Below are 17772 nucleotides of genomic sequence, written 5' to 3' on the forward strand. Positions count from 1 at the left end.
TATATTGCTAAGGCTGCGCTGTGAGTTCACTTTGCAAACTGGCGATTTGTTGCTGAATTTCAGGGATTGTATGAAAATGCGCTTCGCGATTGGCAATGAGACGTTTAATACAAGGCGTATCTAAATACTGAACCTTCCAATGCTTTGGGAAAAGCGACTCATCGTCCAGTAACATATTTAATTGTTCGAATCTTTCACGGAGCATTACTAAAGAGCTTTGGAAATAGCTATAGGCAATTCTAGGAGTGTCAATTTCATCTAAACCGTTCAGCCCTTCTGCTAAACGCTTGCTCGTGATTTGCTGCCTCAATTGCTGTACGTGTTCTGACACCGCACCGTCCTGAATACCAGCGATTAACGCATGCAGTTTCGGATTGCTACTCAACATATCTTGGATAAGATACAAGCCTGATATACTCGCATGCTGAAAGCCTAATTCTGCATAACTTAACGCTTTTATCGCTATTTTTTTTGCTTCATCGGGGTTAACATCAATTTTAGATTCAGCATCAAAAAGATATCTTACAACCAAGACACGAGTGCCTTCTCCAAACTCCCCAAGTTCTACCAAACGCTTTGCTGCACGATAAACCGTTGTATTATCTACTTCTTTATTCACCTTCATTGCTAACATTCTGAGTGCAACTATGTCATCATTTTTGGCATGCTGCTTCAACGTCTTGATATTCATGTCAACATAATTCAGCATATCAGCGTTTATCATTTTATTGTTTTCGATGAGCAATTTTTTGACTTCCTCCTCTTTAAACCACTTCTCACGCTGATTACGTGCATATTTTTGATCTTCTTCTGAAAGATCTTGGTGCTCAATACACCAGTTGCCCTCATAGTTAAAAATTTTGGGCTCAGATAAACCGCCAAGTTCAAGTGCCGAAGTACGTATCGTGTCTGCTTTTATTTTTAACAGATTGATGCGCTGATTGCGTGTTTCTTTGAGCTCTATATCTTCGCTCTTTGTAACAAGCGCACTGCCGTTATCTTTGCTCTCTATAAGAAGTACATCGTCGTTGCTAAGCTGCATAAGCCCAACCACAGGCGTGTAACTCAAATAAAGTAATATGCCTAAAAGCGTATAAAAAACGATAATACCGACTTGTTTTCTACTCATACTTAATACTCAGTTATTTACTTTATATTCAAATGGTTGCATTACACAACCATGTCGTTACGGCATACTGCTGGTCTGCTTTTGTAAACTGCTGATTTCTCGCTGTATCGCGGGAATTAAGTGAAAATTAGCCTCTCGTGTGGCAATACGGCGCTTAATGCATGGTGTGTTTAAATATTGGCTTTTCCAATGCTCAGGAAATAAAGTATTGTCTTCCATTAGCGCTACGCTCTCAATGTCTTCCCCTCTGTCATACATCATCGCAATAGACGTTTGAAAATCATAAAGGGCTATCCGAGGAATCGCAGCTAGGTCTATCCCTTGTGCTCTTCTCTCTTTTGCTATTTTGTGGGATATCTTCTCAACATGTTCAGAGACTTCTTGAGCCTCAACGTCTCTTACAAATGGAAGTAGCACGTGTCTGCTTTTTAAAATATTTAAAATGGCATATATACTCCCACTTTGCGCATGCTGAAACCCAACTTCTGCATAAGCCAACGCCTGTATCACGAGACGTTTGGCTTTTTGCGGCTCTGAGTCAGCAATATAGTCAGCTTCCATTAATTTTCTTATCACCAAAGTAGGGATCGCTGTTTCCCAGTCACCCAGTACAGCCAAACGCTCCGCAGCTTTGTAAACCGCAGGAAGTTCAGTCTGTGCTTGTACTTGCTCCGCCAGCATACGTAAGGCGACAACATCATCTTGCTGAGCATATTGCTCAAGTGTCTCTAAGTCCATATCCAAGTAATTGAGCATGTCCTCTCCAATATTCCTATGTCCTATTGAAATTCGCTCAGCATGTGACTGCTTCTTATACCAATCTTCCCGTTGACTCTGTGCATATATTTGATCTTCTATAGAGAGATCTTGATTAAACACACACCAATCACCTTCATAGTTAAAAATTTTGGGCTCAGATAACCCGCCAAGTTCAAGTGCCGAAGTACGTATCGTGTCTGCTTTTATTTTTAACATATTGATGCGCTGATTGTGTGTTTCTTCATGCTCTAAAAGTGTTTCTGGCTGCTTTTCTTCTATTATTTTTCTTTCGGTCCTTTCAGGTGCCATATGAGTACTTTCTTCGCTATTTAGCTCATATAAAAAAAGGCAAAATATCGCGATCCCGAGCTGTAATTTTTTACTCACCATGTTCCATATCCCTATTGGCGACAGTGCTGATTCACTTTGTCTATAATTTATAGTTGCGTGCTAGCTTTCATATGGTATCAATGCACACATCACACTTTTCTTATTATTTTACTATTAATCCTTTTGAATGATGATTCTCTATTGATGTTGTTAACTCCTTGAGCTTCAATCTGCTCCATGATTTGTACTCATTTTAACAACGCACAAAAGTATATTGTATACAATTTAAATCTTCAACCTTAAAAAGGAACAAACTTCGCTGTCGTCATAGATGGTGGTGGAAATAGTCAAAAAGTGACTCTCGATTCTGTGGTTTAATACCTAATTGTCATTTGAAAGCGGGTAAGCTCTTTATTTCACTGTAAATAATGCAATAAACAGTTACAACTGTGAACAAATACTGACAAAACGTGTCCCTATATTGTTCGTCATCCATGCCTAAAAAGTGGTAAAGCAACCTCAGTTATGCTTTGATTAAGGTTTGCTCAACCCTAATAAAAAGAATATGTCATGCTTAAGAATTTATCTTTGAGGAAGAAGATCCTCTTACTGATTGGCGGCACCATTTCCATTTTACTTGTCATCGCCTCTAGTTATTTTGTTAATCATATTGCCACTTTGTCACGGGATAGCATCCAGCGAGAAGCACAAAGCTATCTTTATTCTGAAAAGCTCTCAATGGAAGGCTTCTTTGCACAATATGGCAAACTGGTGAGCACTTTTGCCAACAGCACCCACTTGGTCAATTTTTTCAGTGACTATAACCAACGAGAAAGCGCTCTTGATAACCAACTAGGCTATCAAGAAGTCAACCAAGATTTTGTCAATCTGACCGAGAACGATGAAAATGTCCTGTCTACATTCTTTGCCTCAGCCATTACCGGAGAGTATTTCAAGGAAAATGAACGGACATCGCGTTTTGCTGATGGCCGAGAATACTATGCTTATAAACGCGGGTGGTGGCCAGAGGCCATGAAAAAAGGCGGCTTACATGTGAGCCCAGTGTCGGTTGATGCCAATACGGGGGATGTTTCTGCGGTTATCAAAGAGCCCATCTATAATGCAGAGCGCACCCTCATTGGTATCGCAGGTATCGACTTGCAAATGAACAAGGTTAATGATTTAGTTGAAGATATTCGCTTCAATAATCAAGGTTATGGATTCTTATTAGACAGTGACTTAAAAGTTGTCCATTTATCGGCGCAAACCAGTCATAAGCTCTCTATTACAGATGAAGGCCCCAAAGGAAAAGAAGGCTTAGATGGATTAGAGACACAATTTAACGATACATCAGGCTTCCAAGCACTTAACCGTGCAATCAAAAGTACGCAAGCGGGCACCGCCTACGTGACCTTAAAAGGCCGGCAGTATTACGTTATTTTCAATAGCGTCAAACTCGACAGCCCCATTCTCGATTGGCATGTGGGCATTATGATCCCTGTTAGTTTAATCGAAGAGCCGGTAGAAGCAGCAGTTATGACCACCATCATTGCGGTGCTTGTGATCATTTCAATTATAATTTTAATGATTTTGTGGGCAACGCAGTTAATCACCAAGCCAATAGAAACACTGGCTGAAACCATGAGAGAAATAGCCTCTGGGGATGGTGACCTCACTCGTCGCATCGATATTCACAGTAAAGATGAAGTGGGCCAGCTGGCGGAACACATGAATACCTTTATTGATAAGTTGCGCGCCATGATGCTAGATACGGCTGCGCAGGCATCCCAACTGGGTAATGCCTCTGAACAACTCAGCGCGGTATCTTCAAGTACCAACAATGAAATACAACAAGAAAAAGAGCAAGTGGATAGTGTGAGTGCAGCAGTGACCGAAATGGCCGCCACGGTCACTGAGATATCGCGTAATGCCCAAGAAACCAATCAAGCTGCTGAGCTTGTCCAACGTATAACCACCGATGGCACCACCCGCTCAACCCGTGCTCAAGCCGACATGACTGAGCTGGCGGGTCATATTGGAGAAGCCGCCAAAGTGGTGGCCGGATTAGAGCAAGAAACCAGTAATATCGGTGCCGTGATTGATGTTATCAATAGTATTGCAGAACAAACTAACTTACTGGCATTAAATGCCGCGATTGAAGCCGCTCGGGCCGGCGAACAAGGCCGTGGTTTTGCTGTTGTTGCTGACGAAGTCCGCTCTTTAGCCAGTCGCACCCAAGAGTCAACGGACGACATCCAAAAAATGATTTCACGGTTACAGCAAATTGCGCAACAAGCTTCTACCATGATGCAACAAGGCCAAGAACAAGCTGAAGGCTCGGTATCACAAACTCAAGGTGTACTTGACTCACTGCGTGATATTACCAGCTCGGTAACGACGGTGCAGGAACAAAGCCACCAGATTGCCACCTCAACAGAGCAACAAACCGTCGTTGCTGAGGATATCAATAGCAGTTTAAGTGCCATCAATGATTTGGTAAACAGTACCGCTCATCACGCACATACCTTAGCCGATGAAGCGAAAGATCTGAATGATTTAGCCCGAGCACTTAATAGTACGGTCAACCAATTTAAGCTCTAATGAAAATGACCAACACGTGCCGAACATTGGCATGTGTTGGTTTGCGATAGATCAAAGCCTCCACCTACATTCCCTTTTACACTACCCTCTTCTAGTAAGAGTGAGTGCCGTCGTGATAAATTTACCTACATGGGATGATTCCCTGATCAAAAAATACAATGTCTCTGGTCCAAGATATACGTCCTACCCCACCGCATTGTCGCTGCAAACAGGCTATCAACAAGCCAATCTTGAGTCTGCCATTACGCAATCGAACAACCGGTCTTTGTCCTTATATATTCATATTCCATTTTGTCATCAGCTCTGTTATTACTGCGGCTGTAATAAAATAGTGACCCGCCATCAATCTAAGGCTGACCTTTATCTCGATAAGCTGGAACAAGAAGTCCACGCTCAATCAAACCTGTTTAAACAGTACACCATAGAGCAACTTCATCTTGGCGGAGGCACACCCACCTTTTTAGATGAGGCGCAAATGACCCGACTCATTGCCCTACTTGAGCATCACTTTACCTTTGCAACAAACGCACAACGCAGTATTGAAATCGACCCGCGTTCATTGGCTGACACCATGCTTTGTACTTTAAAGTCGCTGAGCTTCAACCGGGTCTCATTCGGTATTCAAGACTTTAATGACCAAGTCCAAGCCGCTGTCAACCGCCCTCAAGATGTTGATAAAGTCATAGCCTTAGTACGCCAAGCGCGTGCGCTGGGGTTTAAATCAATTAATGCAGACATGATTTATGGTTTACCACACCAAACTCCTGACAGCTTTGCGCAGAGCATAGAACAACTCATTGCTCTTAACCCTGATAGGGTCTCTGTGTTTAATTATGCGCATTTACCAGAACGATTTGCTGCACAGCGCAAACTCAAAGAGGAAGATATGCCAACGCCTCAGCAAAAGCTGCAAATATTCAAAAATACCCTGTCACAAATGACCCAAGCCGGTTATCAATTTATTGGCATGGACCATTTTGCTAAAAAAGATGACGCGCTGGCGATTGCACAACGCCAAGGCAAGCTGCATCGCAATTTTCAAGGATATACAACGCATGGATCGTGCGACCTACTAGGGCTGGGCGTATCCTCTATTTCTCAAATAGGGCATGCGATTTTGCAAAACCATAAAGAACTAAAAGCGTATTATCACGCGGTCTCTGATACAGGCAGTGCAATAACGAAAGGCATGCAATTAAACCACGACGATACACTCAGAGCTGATGTGATAAAACAGCTTATTTGCCACTTTGAGCTGAACATCAATACCATAGAAAGTCGTTACAACATTCATTTCCCAGACTATTTCTCTAATGAACTACTCGCTCTACAGCCACTTGTTGATGATGGCTTGGTACAACTGTCTAACACACACATCACCATTACCAGCAAAGGCAATTTATTCATTCGTATTATTTGTATGTGTTTTGATGCCTATTTACAGAAGCAATTACAACAAACCCGCTTTTCACGGGTCATCTAAGCAGTTAATGCATTAAAAAAGCCCACTGGATTCAGTGGGCTGTTACGTAACGTCTGCACATTAACTACGCAATACTTTGCTGCTCTTTGCCCACGGCAACTTCACTTAAGTGGCCATTCTCCATTCGTAACAATCTATCAGCCATATGAAAGTACTTATCATCATGGGTGATCACTAAAACGGTTTTTCCTCTGGCTGTCAGTTCTGGCAATAACTCCGTATAGAATACATCTTTAAATAACGGGTCTTGGTCAGCGGCCCATTCATCAAATAAGTAAAATGCACGATCTTCCAAATAAGCCACTACCAAAGCCAAACGTTTTCTTTGCCCTTGCGAAAGCGCTCGTGTGGTGAATGCGCCATCTTTAATAGCCACTTTATGATGCAAATTCAGTTTTTTGATCAGCGCGTTGCCTTTGTCTTCTAATGCTTGGTTGGCAACGCCCAACAAACGGTCAAACAAATAAAAGTCGGTAAATACCGTGCTAAATAGTTGACGATAGTTATCTAAACTTGGCGCTTCTATAATAGTGTTATCAACAACAATATGGCCATCGTTAGCAGCATACAAGCCACTAAATACTTTCGCAAAAGTGGTTTTTCCGCTGCCATTGCCACCCACTAAGTAAATCAACTCACCGGCATTAATCGTCAAATTAATGGGCGAAAGCGCAAAGACTTCATCACTTTGTTCATGATAATAGCTATGGCTCAAATCTTTAATATGCAGCTGAGTGAAACTGTCTATTTGCTGATGCGAATTTTGCTCTATTTGTTCAAGGTCATCTTGAAACTCCGCAATGGTCTTCGCCGATGCTTTGGCTTCAAAAGCACGTGGGATCGCTTCCAACATCACCTCCAATGGCGTTAGCATATACAAAAATAACAACGCAAATCCAGACATTATCTTGCCACTATCTGAGTCAACGCCTGACAAGTAATAAAGTGTCCCACCAATGAAAGCAAAAATACTGAACCCACCCCACGAAGCGGCTAAATGATAAATACTCGCGCCTGCTACTCTACGCGTTTTCAGTTTTTCAATGGCTTGGTCCAATACATCATTCAAAAATACCTGTCGTTTACTCTGGTTCAATTTAAGCTCTTTTGCGCCTTCAACAATCGCATCAAAGTGCACGAAGAGTTCATCCTGCAACTTTGCGGCTTCTGAAACCTTCTTATACGCTTTGGCATTTGCCAGACTGTAACCTGCCGAGCCCAAAAATAACGTTAATAAGGCGAATAAAAATACCTGCCAATCTAGCCAAGCCATATATCCCAGGCTGCCCAGCACAATCATTGCATTCGTAAGTATGTTAGGTAAATTTTTAAAGAAGGTAGCTACTTTTAAACTATGTTCCGTGAGACATGATTTAATTTTAGCGCCACCTTGCCTTTCCATGCTCTCTAATTTAGCGGAAATAACCAGCTCTGCCACCTGGCTTCTTATCACTGCCTGACTTTGTTCACTCAATTGCTCAGAAATAAGTTTAGAAAGTAATTGTAAGCACACCCCTGATATCGCCAAAATAGCAAAATAAATAAACTTTTGATCTAGCTGGTCACTTTCACTATTAATGATCTCATTAATCAATGCGACAAGTGACACACTGATCAAACCAAACAGCACACTGCTGGTTGCGGTAGCGAGAAAACGCCAACGCGTTTTTTTTATTAAATGCCCTAACACAATTAACCCTAACTTAGTTCAATTAGATACAAGACGAGGATCCAGTAAAAAAATTCAGGGCCAATTCGTCTTTGTCGTAGAAAGTTCACTTATCCACTTAAACTAAAGGCCCAATACCGTCATATGCTGCCCATTCTATCCCCTTATTTAAGCGGTCCTTTTGCCAACTATGGTAAAGGGGTCGGCTTACACACTGAACATACCTCGCTCACACTGGATGAACAGATGAAAAATGGCATGTTACGTCATGAAATTAGTACTTTTTCGCAGCGTAAAGGAGTGGGGAAATCAAGAAGCCAAGCCTCGGTTTGGCATATGCATTACACTTTGCAAATACTCCCCAGTATTATTGTCGCACAGAGTGTTTTACAGCAATCGCTGCCTTTATCGTTAAAAGATGTCCTTTGGCACACAAAATTACAGCAACTACAACTGCCAAATCAGGGCATAAATTTATCTGGATGCCCAACAGAAATTCGATATTACGACCTTATTTTCAAGCATCTAGCGCCATTGCATGCATGGTTAAATCAGCAATTTGGGATCTCAAGCAAAGTACTTTGGAGTAATTGTACTTTCAGGATCAACCAGTTTTTACATGCTATCGAGCACGCACTTGGTCATTCCGAACATTTAAAAAACGAAAGACGCATATTGCTGAACGAATGCCATATAAACGACCAAACTAACCCACTGTATAGTAAACCCATTATGCTCACAGACTCTCTCAACACCTATCGGATCCGTGATCACTGCTGCCTATTACATGATGTACCGAATAAATCTCACTGCAGTGACTGCCCTAAATTGCCAAAACATATTGCCCATTACAGTGCAAATCGTGTGTAAGAGACTAAATCTTTTGCAATGACCCTCGTCTTGAAAAAATAATATTTGCGTCAGATTACCACGGTTAATCTGCGCACAGCTGTACCATCACGACAAGGTGACTTATGTATATGAAGCATGCTTTTGAAATGCCAGAACCCAGTAAAGCATTAAACTTTCAGAGTAATCGAGATTGTTTATTTATGTCTGGTGAACGATGTATCGTCACTCACGGTATTAAGAAACGCTTCTCTTCTTCTATTACACAAACAACACAGCTGGTCACTCGGGTACAGTCTGAACTGGCCAATCAACCCGATGAAGCTATCGCGTTTGGTGTACTGCCTTTTTGCAAAACCCAACAAGCACACTTTATCATCCCAAGTAAAACCACATATTGGGAAAAGCCAGCTATCAGCAGTTGGCTCAATGCCGAGCTAAGTACACTCACAAAGCAGCCGAACCCTTTACAGTCTGTCGAATATCTACAAGGTCAAACACAATTTGAATCATCTGTGAATGCTGCAAAAAAACTCTTTGATGCCCAACATCTTGAGAAAATTGTATTGAGTAAACAGGTTGATATGACCTTTGAAAATACCATTCAAAAAGAGCGGGTGCTGTGTCAGTTATTACAGCAAAGCCGCAGTGGCTATCACTTCTCTTTTCCTGTTACTGATAGTGCAACTTTAATGGGCGTCAGCCCTGAATTATTACTGGCAAAACACCACCAACATATTATGACTAACCCGTTAGCCGGTTCTATCCCCAGAGCACCTACAGAAGAATTAGAAGCGGCAAATAAACAGGCACTATTTAACTCAGGAAAAGACCGATTTGAGCATGCTGTTGTCATTGAAGATATGGAAAAAGTACTTGCGCCATTTTGTACAACTTTAGAGGTACCTGCGCAACCTTCTTTACTTAGTACGGCCACTATGTGGCATTTATCCACTGAGTTAAAAGGCACCCTTAAAAATGCACAGACCCATATCTTAGAGATTGCAAATCAATTACACCCTTCTCCTGCGTTGTGTGGAAAACCAACTAATCCAGCCTACCAGCATATTCAATCTTTAGAGAAACATAGTCGAGCTTTGTTCTCAGGCATTATTGGCTGGTGTGACAAACACGGTAACGGTGAGTGGGTTGTGGTAATTCGATGTGGTCAACTTGAGCACAATCAAGCAAGGCTATTTGCAGGTGCTGGTATTGTTGCAGCTTCAGATCCAACATTGGAATGGCAAGAAACAAACGCAAAATTAAAAACGATGCTGAATGCATTGGGTTTAACTTTAGATGACATTCAACAACTTTCGAACCCTATAGAAAAGGCTGAATTATGAGCATTGAATATACGCCTTGGCCGGCCGACTTAGCAAAACTATACCGTGAACAAGGGTATTGGCAAGACAAGCCATTAACCAGCTTATTAAGTGAACAACTGACAAACAATAGCAACGGTATTGCACTTGCGGATGGAAAACGCTCAATTAGCTATCTACAACTGTCGCAATACAGTGATAACTTAGCCGCTAATTTGGCGTTAAAAGGGCTGAAAAAATATGATACCGCGTTAATTCAATTACCTAATTGTATTGAATTCTACATTAGCTATTTTGCGCTGCTCAAGTTAGGTGTCGCACCGGTTTGCGCCTTATTTAACCACCAAAAAACAGAATTGCAAAGCTACTGTGAAATTTTACAGCCCAAGCTCATCATTGCCTCATCGATGCATGATCTGTTCGCTGATGAACAATTCAGCAACGAATTATTCAATCGCTTCAACTGCCTAAATACATTAATCGTTGACCACCACAAAGGGAACAGTGAATTAAAACAAGGCTACTTATCAGCGCAACCCTTCGAAGCACAGCCGCTAAATCCTGAAGACGTTGCATTTTTTCAACTAAGTGGTGGGAGTACAGGGACTCCAAAATTGATCCCACGCACACATAATGACTATTTATATAGCGTGGTTGCCAGTGCCGATATTTGTCAGCTAACGGGAGAAACTCGGTATTTATGTGCATTACCAGCTCCCCATAATTTCCCGTTAAGTTCCCCCGGCGCACTTGGGGTTTTTCATGCCGGCGGAAGCGTTGTATTGGCATCAGACCCCAGTCCAACAACGTGCTTTGCACTCATTGAGCATTATCAAATTACTCACACAGCTTTAGTACCGCCAGCACTGCAATTGTGGCTGAGTCATGCGCCTCACGCAGCGTATGATTTAAGCAGTTTACAGCTGATTCAAGTCGGTGGTGCAAAACTCAGCATTACAGTTGCAGAGCAAGTTAAGCCTATTTTAGACTGTGAATTACAACAAGTTTTCGGTATGGCTGAGGGCCTTGTAAATTACACTCGACACGATGACGACAGATGGTCTGTGATCAACACACAGGGCAAGCCAATTAGCCCCCATGATGAGATAAAAATTGTCGACGAAGCGGGCAATGAAGTTCCGCCTAATACCGTAGGTAGACTCCTAACCCGTGGTCCTTATACGTTTAGGGGGTACTATAAATCTCCCGTACACAATGCTGACGCCTTTGATGAGGCTGGTTTCTACAGTTCGGGGGATCTCGTTAAGCAGCTCCCTTCTGGGCATTTAATTGTTGAAGGTAGAGATAAAGATCAAATCAACCGAGGCGGAGAAAAAATTGCCGCTGAGGAAGTAGAGAACTTACTGTTGGGGCACAATGACATTGCCCACGTTGCTATTGTGTCTATGCCAGATAGTACCTTAGGTGAGAAAAGCTGTGCATTCATTGTTATTCAAGACGCAGCGACAACCAAACTAACCGCATTAATATTACGTAAATATTTACGCCAGCTTGGCATCGCCGATTTCAAGGTGCCTGATAAGTTTCAATTCGTTGCAGCATTACCACTGACTGCTGTCGGTAAAGTCGATAAAAAAGCACTCCGTGCTACATTTGAGCAATAATAAAAAGATAAATTATGAGTATTCCAAAGCTAAGTCACTACCCACTACCACGCACAGCACAACTGCCAGAAAATCGTGTTGATTGGCAAATAGAACCAGAGCGTGCTGCATTGTTAATTCATGACATGCAAAATTACTTCATTGGCTTTTATGGTGATAACAACCCGCTTATTGACGCGGTTGTTGCCAATATACAAGCACTCAAAAGCCATTGTTATGAAAACAACATTCCAGTTTACTATACTGCCCAACCAATTAAGCAGGGATTTAACGAGCGTGGACTACTGCGTGATATGTGGGGCGATGGTTTACAAGACCCAGCCCAGCAGCCTGTGATGGATGCGCTACAACCTACCGAGAAAGACATTGTATTGACCAAATGGCGCTATAGTGCCTTTCAAAAATGTGATTTTGAAACCCGCTTGAGCGATTCAGGTCGAGATCAATTACTCATTGTCGGGATTTATGCGCATATTGGCGTGATGACAACCGCTGTTGATGCGTTCATGCGAGACATACAACCATTTGTCATCGGTGATGCTGTTGCTGATTTTAGCTATGACGAGCATACAATGGCATTAAACTTTGTTGCAAAGCGCTGCGGTAAAGTGATAAACACAGCCGAAGTTTTAGGCAGCGAGAGCCTCGACATAACCACTTTAGAAGGCTTAAAAGCACATATTGTCCCGCTCATAGATTGTGAACCTGAGGAGTTTGATGAATTTGAAAGTCTCATCGATTATGGACTAGATTCGGTGCAAGTCATGAATTTAATTGCATTATGGCAACAGCAAGGTATTGAAACTAACTTCATCGAACTGGCACAGATCCCGACTCTATCAGCTTGGGTTGAATTACTAGAAGAGCGAAAGGACGACTAATGACGCACCATATAGCAGATTCTCTGCCATTGAGTGCGTCTCAGCACGCGATGTGGTTATTACACACCATCAGCGGTCGAGGTGAGTTATTCAATGTTGCTGAATGCTTGGCATTTCAAGGAAAAGTTGCAGCTTCGGTGCTGCAACAAGCATTCGATCATGTCTGGCTCGCAAGTAATACATTAAGCTGCTACTTTCCACATGATGATGCTTATACACCCCAGCTTCAACCGACTGACAATACCCCGGCGATTGAATTTATTCAGCTCGACTGCGATATAGACGATGTCGCTCAGTACGCTCAGCAGTTTATGGCTCCTAAATTAGGTCAATCATTCGACTTATCCGCGCAGCCATTGATGCAGTTATATTTACTCCGTGGCACGTCACAAGATTACTTGATGATTTTGGCCCACCACTTATTACTTGATGGTTATGGTTTTGGTTTATTTAGCCAAGCATTAAATCGTACCTACAATGCGCTTATGAAAGGTAAACCCTTACCAAATTTGCGCTTTTCCAATCAACAAACATTACTACAAGCCCAGCAAGAAACATCATACCTTACGGCCCAAGCCGCCGCGGGGGTGACTTTGAATCGATGGTTAGATGACATAGACGTTATACATAGTTTTAGCGACAGCAAAGCCGATGTAAGCATGGCGAATACGCGTTTAACCGAACAGTTCTCTCGTACCCAATGGCACACGATTCAATCAGCCGCTGCGCAAGTAAGTGCGAGTAGTTCTGAGGTATTACTCGCTGCGATTGCGGCGTCGTTAGTGGCAAAAACGAAACACTATCATGTCACTTTAGGGTTGATCATGATGAATCGCCAATCGATGGCTGAGCTGTCGACCCCTTGTGTGCAAAGCAATGTGCTACCGCTGCCACTACAACTGTGTGAGAATATGACCTTGCAAGATCTCACTGTTTTGATCAACCAACAAATTAGGGCATTAAAAAACCTACAAAGCTACCGTGTTGAATCATTAAAACGTGACAGACAAAAACAAGGAAAGTCACTCACCGTATTTGGCCCAACGATTAACCTACTGCCCTTTTCAAGTAACCCTAAATATGCCGGCGTCGAAACACACAGCCATATTTTAAGTGCAGGGACCACTGACGATATTATGCTGCAAATTCATTTGCTGGGTGATACGCCCGCCAAAATAGATTTTGATGTGAATCAAGCAAGGTATCTGCCTGAGCAGGTACATACAATACAATCACATGTCTTCTTTGCTGCAACCTACTGGGCTGATCATCCCCTGATATCACTGAATCAACTAATTCATGAATTAGAGCAAGGAGCACACCATGTCGCTAGATAAGCAGCTTAAAGCTGAATATCAAGACAAAATTGTATGGATCACCGGCGTCGGGCAAGGTATTGGCCTTAGCACCGCAAAACAATTTTCGGCTCTGGGCGCTAAAGTGATTGGCTTTGACAAACATTTCAGTGACGCATCTGTATTATACAAAAGTGTTCAATGCGATTTATCCAACTTATTAGAACTTGAGCAGATATTAGCAGAGCTTATATCGTCTGGTTTGGCGCCGTATAACTTAATCAATATTGCAGGGGTTTTAGAATACGACTCCATCGATGCCATAACCACTGACCAGTGGTTACATTGTCATACCGTTAATTGCAGTGCTGTGTTTCTGTTCTTGCAGGCGTGCTACAACAATTTCAAGCAGAATAAAGCCGGTAGCATTGTTACCGTGGGTTCCAATGCAGCACAGACGCCGCGACAAAAGATGGCCGCTTATTGTGCGTCAAAAGCAGCGGTAACCCAACTAACACTAACCGCAGGCTTAGAACTTGCAAATTATGGTATCCGCTGTAATGTTATTGCCCCCGGATCTACATTAACCCCGATGCAAACCTGTATGTGGCAAGATGATAGCGGAGCTAAAAATGTCATTGATGGATTTGCTAAAGAGTACAAGTTAGGGATCCCTTTACAAAAAATAGCTACCCCAGATGAAGTGGCACACAGTATTGTCTTTATTGCCTCCAACTTGTCTTCACATACCACAATGCAAGTCATCACCATTGATGGTGGCGCAACTTTTTAAACACTATAAGCATACTCAAGGAGGCCGTAGCCTCCTTATCTTTTAACTCATAATCTGAGCAACTCTCTTTACAAAAGCCCTGTTTGGAATACCAAATAAGGCGTGAATAAAACTCTACCAAATACGTAAATTTCACTCACAGTATCAACGCTTCATCAATAGACTCAAACGGTATATTAGCGCGCATATCGCTCACACAAAATGCTGCAATCATGTGTTTGTAAATTAATGCTAAATCGCCAATATCGCTTAAAGATGCAGATTCATTAACTTGATGAATGTTTTCATTACGCAGCCCGAATTCAATGACTTCAGTTCGTGCTGAGGCGATAAATCGACCATCCGATGTGCCGCCATCTGTGGTCAATATCGGGCGAATACCCACCGTGTTTTCAATGGCCAAGTTCAATGTATCAACAAATTTATTTGCTTCATTAAAGTAAGGGGCACAAGGACGCTGCCATTCTATTTCACAGCGGATCTCATCTGAGTGTAATGTGTCACTTATGAGCTTTTTCAACGACTGCTCTGTGTGTCGACTACTGTATCTAATATTGAAGCAAATATCTGTGGTACCAGGGACTGTGTTATCGACAAACTCTCCGCTATTTAACTGCGTGATTTGTAAACTTGTGCCGGGCATTGTTACAGTACCACTGTCCCACTGTAACGCGACTAAACGGCGACTTAATACAATGGCACCATGGGCGGCATTTTGGCAATTATGCGGATACGCAACATGGCCTTGTTGACCAAATACACGCACATGACCTGACAGCGAACCTCGTCGACCGATTTTCACCGTATCCCCTAAACGGGCTTTACTCGATGGCTCACCAACTAAGCAATAGTCCGGCAAATGCTCATCCCCTAACGCATTAAGTGTGTCCATAATAGAGGCGGTACCATGCTCTGCTTCCCCCTCTTCATCACAGGTAATTAGTAACATGAGAGTCCCCGTATCACAGCGTGTCAACAGAGATTCTACCGCGGCAATAAAACACGCAATACCGCCTTTCATATCTGCAACCCCACGCCCATACACACGTTCTGAAATGATTTCTGCAGCGAAGGGGGGACTGGTCCACAACTCTAGAGGACCTGCTGGCACAACATCTAAATGCCCTGCAAAAGCAAAGGTTTTACCTGCCCCAAAAGATTTTGACGCAATGAGGTTTCTAACCCCCTGTCGTGTTACTTCTTTGCACGTGAATCCCAGCTGTTCTAAATATCTACATATATAGTCAAAACTGCCAGCGTCATCTGGTGTAATGGACGGGAATCGAACTAAGTTTTGCGTAAGTTCAATGGCTTTTTCTTTGAGTGACACATCATTTAACTCAGTATCTCGCACGCTTGTCATAATTATTTCGCTAATCACTAGTAAAGAGTTTAAAGCACACAAGTCACTTGATAATTTGCATGGCTTTATTTGCTTAGATCCTCTAGACGAAGCAACAGAGCATAAAGTTAGCGATCGCAGACTTGATTACTGCATTTCTATATAACCAATCTGTCGTACATACCTGTACTCGCCCGTTACTTGCAATAAACCACAAAGAAACTAAGGAAAACCTAAATAATTATCATAAGCTTTCGTCTCAGGATGAATACTAATCGTTAAAGCGCCACACATACGCGCTCTGTTGAGGCAAACATGAAATTATACGACGTTATCGGGATAGGATTTGGCCCTGCTAATTTAGCTTTAGCCATTGCGTTACAAGAGCAAGGTAAACTCACCGACAAGGTTTGCTTCATTGAGAAACAACCCAATTTCTTATGGCATGGTGGGATGTTACTTGATGATACGACAATGCAAATTTCTTACCTGAAAGATCTTGTTACCCAAAGGAACCCAACCAGTCACTTTAGCTTCGTCAACTACTTGCATCATCAAAACAGACTAGACAGCTATATTAACTTAAAAACATTTTATCCATCTCGATTAGAGTTCAATAGTTACTTAAGCTGGGCCGCATCACACTTCAATGAACATTGCCATTACGATGAGCAAGTCGTTGAGATTACGCCTGTAGTGGAGCAAAATCATGTTGAATATCTTGCAATAACAACGAGAAATCAAGAAGGTTTAGAGCACACTCGTCATGCTAAAAATATCATTTTAAGCCCTGGTGGTAATGCAAAGGTCCCTGAGGTATTTAGTGATGCCTTTACACATGAAAATGTGTGGCATTCTTCTCAATACTTGATGAATAAACATAAAATTAAAGCAGGTGATAAGGTCGCCGTTATTGGTGCGGGTCAAAGTGCCGCTGAAATATTTGTCGATGTGCAAAATATTTTGCATCAACCAAAAGTTGATCTTATCTTTCGCGCTGGCGCTATGAAGCCTGCTGACTCAAGTCCCTTTGTCAATGAAATCTTTGACCCACGCTACACCGATTTAATGTATCAAAACACACCTGAGCAACGCAGTGCTTTTTTAACTGAATTCAGAAATACCAATTATGCGGTTGTCGATGAGCCATTATTAGATGACATATACGGCCGCTTATACACACAAAGGCTAAAAAACGAAACCCGTTTTTCCCTCAAAAATAATACCCATATTGACGCTGCGACTCTCTCTGGGGATCAGATCTGTTTAACCCTTCGTCACGGCCAGCACAATAGTCAGCTTGAAAAGTATGACCACATGATACTTGCAACAGGCTATCATTATTCCTCGCGTCCACCTTTATTAGAGTCAGTAACTCAATGGCTGGAAAATGATATTGCTCGCGACTATCAATTACGTACTGCCGATACCTTTAAACCGAAAATATTTACGCAAGGAATTAATGAAGCGACACATGGGATCAGCGATTCTCTTTTATCGATCTTAGCGATTCGCTCCGCTGAAATTGCGGATGCACTCAATCTAAGCTAACAACACCTCAACAGTAACCCGATCGTCAGTATTGGGTTACTTAACCTCTCTCACTTCACCCGTCACTCTTTTCCTTATTGTACATCTTGATATAGTGCGCCTTTTCAGCCCTGTAATATTTATGGTCATTGATACCACTT

At 42.3% G+C, this 17772-nt stretch carries 13 protein-coding genes; 9 read left to right on the plus strand and 4 right to left on the minus strand.

What is annotated here, in order from left to right; genetic code table 11:
* Nucleotides 1–7: 7 nt before the first annotated feature.
* A complete protein-coding gene (locus J8M01_RS04485) occupies nt 8–1129 on the minus strand; it encodes a hypothetical protein (protein ID WP_211057161.1) in 1122 nt (373 codons plus the stop codon).
* A 57-nt stretch (nt 1130–1186) separates the two neighbouring features.
* Nucleotides 1187–2278 carry a hypothetical protein gene (locus J8M01_RS04490; protein ID WP_211057162.1) on the minus strand — a complete coding sequence of 364 codons (1092 nt, stop codon included), beginning with the start codon at nt 2276–2278 and terminating at the stop codon, nt 1187–1189.
* 510 nt (nt 2279–2788) lie between these two features.
* Between J8M01_RS04490 and J8M01_RS04495 the strand changes: the two genes are divergently transcribed.
* The gene (locus J8M01_RS04495; RefSeq protein WP_210996322.1) at nt 2789–4819 is read left to right on the plus strand and encodes a methyl-accepting chemotaxis protein; all 2031 of its coding nucleotides are present in this window, start codon (nt 2789–2791) and stop codon (nt 4817–4819) included.
* A 112-nt stretch (nt 4820–4931) separates the two neighbouring features.
* A complete protein-coding gene (hemN, locus tag J8M01_RS04500) occupies nt 4932–6302 on the plus strand; it encodes an oxygen-independent coproporphyrinogen III oxidase (protein WP_211057163.1) in 1371 nt (456 codons plus the stop codon).
* A gap of 64 nt (nt 6303–6366) precedes the next feature.
* On the opposite strand, the gene J8M01_RS04505 is transcribed toward hemN, so the two are convergent.
* Nucleotides 6367–7992, minus strand: coding sequence for a cyclic peptide export ABC transporter (locus J8M01_RS04505; protein ID WP_211049835.1), 1626 nt, complete (start codon nt 7990–7992; stop codon nt 6367–6369).
* Between the two features lie 123 nt (nt 7993–8115).
* Here J8M01_RS04505 and fhuF point away from each other — a divergent pair, with 123 nt between their 5' ends.
* The 6 genes from fhuF (at nt 8116) to dhbA (ending at nt 14739) form a co-directional block, all read left to right on the plus strand.
* Nucleotides 8116–8841, plus strand: coding sequence for a siderophore-iron reductase FhuF (gene fhuF, locus J8M01_RS04510; protein ID WP_211057164.1), 726 nt, complete (start codon nt 8116–8118; stop codon nt 8839–8841).
* 110 nt (nt 8842–8951) lie between these two features.
* Nucleotides 8952–10166, plus strand: coding sequence for an isochorismate synthase (locus tag J8M01_RS04515; RefSeq protein WP_247670992.1), 1215 nt, complete (start codon nt 8952–8954; stop codon nt 10164–10166).
* A complete protein-coding gene (locus J8M01_RS04520) occupies nt 10163–11770 on the plus strand; it encodes a (2,3-dihydroxybenzoyl)adenylate synthase (protein WP_210996326.1) in 1608 nt (535 codons plus the stop codon). The genes J8M01_RS04515 and J8M01_RS04520 overlap by 4 nt, the downstream gene beginning before the upstream one ends.
* Nucleotides 11771–11784: 14 nt before the next feature.
* Entirely contained in the window at nt 11785–12651 is an 867-nt protein-coding gene (locus tag J8M01_RS04525; RefSeq protein WP_210996327.1) for an isochorismatase family protein, read from the plus strand.
* On the plus strand, nt 12651–13988 hold the full coding sequence (locus J8M01_RS04530; RefSeq protein WP_192509017.1) for a condensation domain-containing protein: 1338 nt from the start codon (nt 12651–12653) through the stop codon (nt 13986–13988). Before J8M01_RS04525 ends, J8M01_RS04530 begins: the two co-directional genes overlap by 1 nt.
* Nucleotides 13975–14739: a 2,3-dihydro-2,3-dihydroxybenzoate dehydrogenase gene (gene dhbA, locus J8M01_RS04535; protein ID WP_211057166.1), complete on the plus strand. Its 765-nt coding sequence runs from the start codon at nt 13975–13977 to the stop codon at nt 14737–14739. Before J8M01_RS04530 ends, dhbA begins: the two co-directional genes overlap by 14 nt.
* A gap of 136 nt (nt 14740–14875) precedes the next feature.
* On the opposite strand, the gene dapE is transcribed toward dhbA, so the two are convergent.
* The gene (gene dapE / locus J8M01_RS04540) at nt 14876–16102 is read right to left on the minus strand and encodes a succinyl-diaminopimelate desuccinylase (protein WP_211057167.1); all 1227 of its coding nucleotides are present in this window, start codon (nt 16100–16102) and stop codon (nt 14876–14878) included.
* A 294-nt stretch (nt 16103–16396) separates the two neighbouring features.
* Here dapE and J8M01_RS04545 point away from each other — a divergent pair, with 294 nt between their 5' ends.
* Complete coding sequence (locus J8M01_RS04545; RefSeq protein ID WP_211057168.1) at nt 16397–17632, plus strand: lysine N(6)-hydroxylase/L-ornithine N(5)-oxygenase family protein; 1236 nt, start codon at nt 16397–16399, stop codon at nt 17630–17632.
* The last annotated feature ends 140 nt before the right edge of the window (nt 17633–17772 follow it).

The organism is Pseudoalteromonas sp. MMG005, assembly GCF_018101015.1.
In the GTDB taxonomy this organism is placed as follows: domain Bacteria; phylum Pseudomonadota; class Gammaproteobacteria; order Enterobacterales; family Alteromonadaceae; genus Pseudoalteromonas; species Pseudoalteromonas aurantia.